The 6,950-nt window shown below is 37.5% G+C and carries 6 protein-coding genes; all 6 read right to left on the bottom strand.

Annotation, left to right across the window (positions count from 1 at the left end):
* Positions 1–1,366: hypothetical protein (locus VJ937_RS02650; protein ID WP_324065356.1), on the bottom strand; the 1,366-nt coding region annotated here is incomplete at its 3' end.
* A 196-nt stretch (positions 1,367–1,562) separates the two neighbouring features.
* Positions 1,563–2,177 carry a hypothetical protein gene (locus VJ937_RS02645; RefSeq protein ID WP_324065355.1) on the bottom strand — a complete coding sequence of 205 codons (615 nt, stop codon included), beginning with the start codon at positions 2,175–2,177 and terminating at the stop codon, positions 1,563–1,565.
* Complete coding sequence (locus VJ937_RS02640) at positions 2,141–4,768, bottom strand: hypothetical protein (protein ID WP_324065354.1); 2,628 nt, start codon at positions 4,766–4,768, stop codon at positions 2,141–2,143. Before VJ937_RS02640 ends, VJ937_RS02645 begins: the two co-directional genes overlap by 37 nt.
* 216 nt (positions 4,769–4,984) lie before the next feature.
* Complete coding sequence (rplS, locus tag VJ937_RS02635) at positions 4,985–5,341, bottom strand: 50S ribosomal protein L19 (protein ID WP_057954574.1); 357 nt, start codon at positions 5,339–5,341, stop codon at positions 4,985–4,987.
* 105 nt (positions 5,342–5,446) lie between these two features.
* Positions 5,447–6,184, bottom strand: a complete 738-nt coding sequence (locus VJ937_RS02630; RefSeq protein WP_324065353.1) for a hypothetical protein — start codon at positions 6,182–6,184, stop codon at positions 5,447–5,449.
* A gap of 11 nt (positions 6,185–6,195) precedes the next feature.
* Positions 6,196–6,950 (bottom strand): CHAD domain-containing protein (locus VJ937_RS02625; RefSeq protein WP_324065352.1); only part of this gene is annotated, 755 nt, incomplete at its 5' end.

The raw sequence follows: 6,950 nt of genomic DNA, 5'->3' as shown, positions 1-6,950 counted from the left end.
CCAAACCACCGCCAAAACGCATAAAACTAAAATCGTATTCTACAGGATTAAAAGAACCTGTTAAATACTCATCAGAAACTTCATAAGATTTGGCATCAACAGCCAGGTAACCATAAATTTTTAATTGTGAAATACCAATATATCGGGCAGTATTGAGAGAGGCTTTTACGCCACCACCGCCCATATTACCAATTCCGAAGCGTCCTTGAATACCTATACCCCAATCTGATTTTTGCTGCAGGAGCATACCTTTTCTTAAACGGCCACCACTAATCTGATAAAACCGGGATGTGGGTGTTTCACCAGTAGCCACCTGACGGTTATCCACCACATTCTTGGCCCTTACAACACCTTTACGATTTGGTTCTGCTTTATCTGTTTTTGCATTGTATTCATATTCGTAAACAAAGTACCTTTGGTCTACTTTCAGCCCTTCCTTTTTCCCAATTTTGGCTTTTAAGGGCCTGTCTTCATATAGCGGCATTTTTACACGAAAATCTTCATGGTCTTTTTCCAAAAGGAAAAAAGCACGTTGATACCCTTTGGCCACAAGCTCTTTAAAAAGCTCCTCATCAGACTTCTGCGGTAAAAGCTTACCAAGCTGAGTATCTGAATTATACTGCATGCGCTGTACCGGAGTTGGGTTGCTTGTGGTCATCACGTATTCTACCTGGAATGTATGATTGTCAAATTTTTCCTTCTTGGCTTTGGCGGTTTCCGGATCATCGTCGCTATAAATCCACATTTCATCAAAGAGCTTTGCCTGCACGTCGCTGTTGTATTTTACCCTGAAAAGAAAAACATCAAGCGGTGTACGCCACCCATGGCGATCATCGATGTCGAGTTCTTTATGATTTCTGATTTTAGCGTAATCAACCACAATGATGTAAGATTTGCCTAATAATTTCATACCCATATCCATGAGCATTGCTTTACCACGTTTTGAAGCTTCAGCTTTTTTCACATCGGCATCAACGGCGTTATAAAGCCCCCTTTTATGGATCAATTCCATGTTCATACGGCCATCTTCCTGCCTGTTAAACCATTTTGCAATAATATCGTTAGCAGCTTTTTCCGCTTCCAATTGATTTATTATGGCATTTATTCGCTCTTTGCGCGGGGCCCCTTCAGCAAGGGGTGTTTCAACAACTTTATCTGGTAAATTATTATTGTCAAATTTTCCGGGAACAGTAAGATTAACAAATATTTCCTCCAGTTTTTCCCGGTGCTTACCGGTTTTGTAGTCTAACATTTTAACTGTAACTGCACTTCGGCTGTAATCATCGGTAACTTTTTTTTCTTCTTGTGAAAAACCTTGGGATGCGATAATAAATAACAGGGATAACAATAGAGTTCTTAACTTCATTTTAGATTTTTTTACGGTTCCAATCAAATTTACAACAATTATTGAATAACCCGTAAATTTCACAATTATTTATAAAGAACAATGAGCTTATACCTAACTTAACAGCCATTTAACACAGATATGGCATATAACAAAGGTAGCATTGAAATTGCTCGTTCAAAACCAGTGTTGATTCGAAGTATTTTTGATGAAGGTTTTATAAATAATCCGGTGTGATTATTAAAGCCAATTCAAATGCAACGGACTGCTGATGAAGAGAAAGAGTAGTTCTTATTGTGCTCCAGTCGTAGAGATAAAAGTCAAAACCTGCAATTCCCCCGAATTGGAATTTATCCATAAAATCTTCGTTTTTCCACTTTTCATCGAGATAAGAAGTTTTAAGTTGCTGGGTTACTGTATAAAAACTGCTTAACCCCAAATATGCCGCCATTCGATGTGTAATATAATACTTGCCGGCAGCCCTTACATTAAAAGCCAATACTCTGTACATATTGGCACTACTTTTCATTGATGACCGATAAAAATTGAGGTTCAATCCTGCAAGGCCAGACATTTTTTGGTTGAAAAAAAACTCATTTTCCAGTCCACCACCTAACCCATAATCATAACCGAAATTGGGTAATGTATCATTGGTTTGCAGTATTCTCGATGTATTTACCGAAAAAGTATAATTGATGTGTGAATAAAGACTGGCAGTACTTGTATCGTTTTTTTCTAAATTTTGTTTCTGTGCGTTTGTGCTTGCAGCTGTAAATATTAATAAAATAACAATTATTAATCTGTTTCTGTGGCGGTTTGCATTATTTTCCATTGACGTTTAAACGCTTTTTTAAAGGGTTTACTCCATTTCTTATCTATCACGTAGCCTTCATATAATTGGGCCGATTCATCTGATGGGTCTTTAATATAAAACTCTTTTGCTAAACTTGCACCCAACGCTTCCTGCGCTGGCTTTGACAATTGATAATCAAAATCGCTTTTATACAAAACTGTAATTAATCCAAAGCTTTCATTTGGTTGCCCTCTTTCAGCTAAAACTTTAGCTGCATGATGCATAAAAGGTAAGTAATTAGTTTCTTGAGCAGCATTAGCAAGGGTTTGGAATTCCAAATCAAAGGGTTTTAATAAAGAGTCATTGAATTTATTCTTTATTACATCATATTCAGCAATTGCACTTTCAAAATTATTATTAACCGCAGAATCTCTGAATACTTTAACATGGCGCTGATATGCAGCAGCATCGGCTATTCTTTTAAGTTCCTGCTTCAGTTTTTCAGCATTAAAACCACAGCCCGGATTGTTTTTAATAAGCGTCAAAGCTTTTTCGAAACTTTCCTGTGCGTGTGGGTAATCTTTACGGACCATGAATTTCTCTGCTGCTATGGTATAGATGCTTAATTTTTTGTGGCGCTTGTAGCAAGCCTGTCGACCGATTTTCTCACGTAATTTATTTACAAAATCCTGTTGCGAATCATTCAAAACAAAATTAAACCTGTTTAAAACCCAATCTATTTCCTGAACAAGTTCTGTGGCAATTACTATCTGCTCTGCACGCAACATACGTTCAGCTTTTTCTGCAAGGGAGGTCACATAATCGGTCAACAACCGGGTACGCTGAAAATTCTCATCGCGGGCCTCATCAATGCCATTTTTCTTGCGAATAGTTAAGGCAGAATCTAGCAGGGTAATGGATTTTTTGTCGGCCAACTTCACGTTTCTTAATTCCTCAATTAATAAAGCGTAACGCTGCTGAGCTATGCGGTCAATTATTTCGCGGTGTTTTTGGGTTGGTTGGAGTTTTTGTGCCTTTATATAGCGCATAGCTTTCGTTTGAATGGTATCGGCCCGATTGGGCAGGCTGTCTTGAAGTGCCGCTTCGGCTTCATTTAACATTTTCTTATAAGACTTCTGAAATGCCACCTTAAATCGCTCATCAAGATTTTCGGCACATGGAATTTCCACATAGGCATTACAAATTTCTCTTGCTGCGTACAATGCCTCCAGCGCCTTTTCCGGATCGTCGTCCTCATGTTTGGTAGCAACTGAAATAAGTGTATCCTGGACTATTTTCATGTTTGTATACAACAATTCATTGGTGGTTAACCACTTATTATGATCTTTGCGAAACTGAAAAGTTTCTTCAACTACATTGGGTAATTCACTGTATTGTGTTCTCGATATAATATCGAACCAATTAATAATGTGTTGATTTAATAAGCCTCTCCAACTGTGGGAACGGGCTACATTAATCATATCTGAACAAACCACTACCTGTATACTATTGCAAATATGTTCCGCAGAGTCCATTAATGTGAGTGCTTCATGGTAATGTTCTTGCTTGTTTTGTGCTTCAGCCTGGTCTATAAGTTGACTTTCAATATACTTAATCATCTCCACCATATCTTCTCTGTTACCACTATGATGAGTGGTATGCGCACTGATGAATCGGATTTGGTCAATAATTTCGACCAACTTACCACGGTTAAAATCAATTTTAGCTTTTTCTACATAAGGGCCGGCAAGCATAGAATCGACCTCAATAGCAGTATTAAAGTACTCAAGAGCAGTTGCTGTGTCTTTTTGGTTGAGAGACTCTAATCCCAATCTGAGGTATTCCTCACCCAGGTTACTGGTTTGTTCGAGCAAAGCATTTTTTGCCTCAAAATTGGCCTTGTGGAGTTCGTTGGTGCGGTCATAAACATTTAACGGGTCGTTTTCGCCCAAATTCAGGTGTTTGTAAAGCTCTTTTTTCTTTATACGATCAACAATTGCGAAATTCTTTCGTGTAATTTCGAGATACTGATCCAGCATTTCAAGGCTGTCAGGATTAATTGTGCTTAGTTCTTCAAAAGCAAGTTTTATCTGTGTGTCGGCTGTGTAATATGCTGAAATATGCTGCTGTTTTTCCACTATGCGGCTTAACACTTCCTGCCCGGTTTGAACAGATACAATTTCAATTTTAAATTTCTGCGGCTGATCAGGTGTTAGCATATCGCCCATTTTGGCTCCTGCTTTAAGCTGATGTTCAAATGATTTTGTCTGCTCATCGATTTTAACATCTACTTTAGCGGTAACGGGAAAAATTTTATCTGAGAGGTCGAACCGCTGAAAAGTTAAGGGATGGGCCAGCTGAACTCTATCGCAAAAAATTTCGGTTCTGAAGTTTGATCCTGCCACCCGGTATTTAAATGAAAAAGTTGCTTCAAAAGTGATACATGGTTTATCATTCACCCTTGGCAGTGCACTCATCAAGTTTGTAAGCAATGCATTGTTGAGCGGGTGGACATTGTCAGGGTAACATAAATTATAAGTTACTGTTTTGGTTGCAGCAGGCTGTGCAGTTGACTGTGAAAAGGATAAGGTTGCGAATGTTGCAATAAGCAGGAATTTGATCAATTTCATCCCTAAATAGTTTTTAATTTAAGTAGTCGGAACCTGGCCCCTGATGTATTTAATGTGAACTTACGATTGCTTCATTATTGGCCCATTGGCATCAAGCTCCTTATTTATCAGACCAAATTTAATGTTTCTTGTTAAAGCACACAAAAGTATTGAAAAAAAGCACAAAAAAAGGACGTCATCCGGTGGAGACGTCCTGATATCGTAACAAAACCGTGGTTATGATTTTGTATAAATTTTTTCTTTAATACGTGCACTTTTACCGGTAAGGTTTCTGAAGTAAAAGATACGTGCACGGCGAACTTTACCTCTTTTGTTAATATCGACCTGCTCCACGAAAGGAGAGTTTACCGGAAAAATTCTTTCTACACCAACACCGCTTGCCATTTTGCGCACAGTAAAGGTTTCGTTAATTCCTGTTCCACGACGCTGCAATACTACTCCGCGGAAATTCTGGATACGCTCTTTGTTTCCCTCTTTAATTTTGTAGTGAACAGTTACAGTATCACCTACTTTAAATTCAGGAAGTTTTCGCTCTTCCTTAAAATGCTCATCTACAACTTTCATTAAATCCATTTTCCTAAAGCTTTTATAGTTAAAATTTTAAAAGCAATGTAGCAGTTTAACGTGCCAGAGATTACTTTGAGGCTGCAAAGTTAGAAAATGTTTTCGAAAAACAAACTATTTCTTATCGGTTGTTTTTTTAGTTTGTTTATTTTTTGTTTGACCATTGCTGCTTTTCTTGGGTGGTTTTGCCGGCATAGGTTTATTCTTGCGTGCCATGGCATAAGCATTAAAAAAATCTGGTTGACTTTGCTCAAAAAGAAAAATGAATTTATCAATGCGATTTTTCAATAGTTTATTATTGGCCCTGATAAGGTCCTGGGTTGATTCAATTGCTTTTTTTTGAGCTTTTCGCTCTTCTTTATAGTTTTGACGCAGGTTTTTATATTGCACAATAGTTTCATACAAACTATCGATCATTTTTTGCGACAAACCATATTTTTCAGGTTCAGTACTCTTTTTTTCCTCAACATTGGTGTTCTGATGCTTATTAATGGCTTTCCAAATAGTGAGAGCCTCCTTCTCCAGTTTACCCGCACTAAGTTTATTCAGGGCTTTGCGATCTGTTTTGGTTTTTTGCTCCAGTTTTTTCATTTTTTTGTCATGGGCATAAACTGAGAGCACTTTTAAAACTGGTAGCAATTGTGCTATGAGCTTTTCGCGTGTATTTTTTATGTTTACTGCAATTGGCTCAGTGTCATTATGCACTGCAGGCTGTAATTCCTGTATTTTTTTCATGTTCTTCACAAAACGGTCATAATCTTTCTGCATTTCCAATATGTGGCTCCAACCCTTCATATTTTCTTCCATGCATTCCATAACCTTTTGTTGCATAGCTAGTTTTTGCGTATCCATGGCTATAAATTTTAGTTTACAGTATAATTAATATCAAAATATTCTTTTACTCTTTTCGTAAAAGCTGCAGCCGGCTCTACATAAATATTCTCTACCAGTTGCAGTGCTTCCTGTTGTAATTCAAGCCTTAAACCTTCTATCAATTCAATGAATTCATTTTTCACCTTGCTTGTAGCAGCACGCTTGTCTATTTTTTCTACAAAAAGAACTAATTCTGCAAAATTGTGGTCAAGTCCAAGTTTATCCGAGGCATTATCAAGATCCTTTTCTATGGTTTTAAAGTATTGCGGGTAAAGTGGGTTCAAGATTTGCATAAAATACATTAAGTACTTAACCCGTTTTCTTAAGTTGTGGTAGTTTTCAGTGTTTGGTTTTTTTCGTACTACATCAAGCTCTTTCCGGCCTTTTTTGTAAATCCGTTTAATCCCCGGAGCCATGATGCTGAACCCTTCATAGCGAAATAAAAACATACTTACTCGTTCTTTGGCTGCCTCCACATCAACTGCTATTTTTTTATATAACTCATCGTGCATTACTTCGTCATATTTCTTTTTTTTCTTACCAATGATGGTTTCCTGCAGTTGTTCAATAAGCTGATTATTTGCAGATGACGTATGTTTTTCAGCCAAAATGGTCAAATCTTCGTGAAAAACTTTCAGGTCTCTTAATTCACTCAATAATTTTGATTCATCTCTGCAAAAACTGTTTTCTCTGTAGTAAGTACTATAACCTATCGCATCCCGAATGAGCCTCAATATGGCCCGCA

The organism is Salinivirga sp., from assembly GCF_035268865.1.
Classification (GTDB): Bacteria; Bacteroidota; Bacteroidia; order Bacteroidales; family Salinivirgaceae; genus Salinivirga.
Note: the sequence above shows the minus strand (reverse complement) of the source record. Positions and strands in the feature narration are given on the sequence as shown.

Coding starts and splice junctions, on each gene's coding strand:
- VJ937_RS02645 (WP_324065355.1), bottom strand. CDS start 2,177: ATGGAAAATAATGCAAACCGCCACAGAAACAGATTAATAATTGTTATT.
- VJ937_RS02640 (WP_324065354.1), bottom strand. CDS start 4,768: ATGAAATTGATCAAATTCCTGCTTATTGCAACATTCGCAACCTTATCC.
- rplS (WP_057954574.1), bottom strand. CDS start 5,341: ATGGATTTAATGAAAGTTGTAGATGAGCATTTTAAGGAAGAGCGAAAA.
- VJ937_RS02630 (WP_324065353.1), bottom strand. CDS start 6,184: ATGGATACGCAAAAACTAGCTATGCAACAAAAGGTTATGGAATGCATG.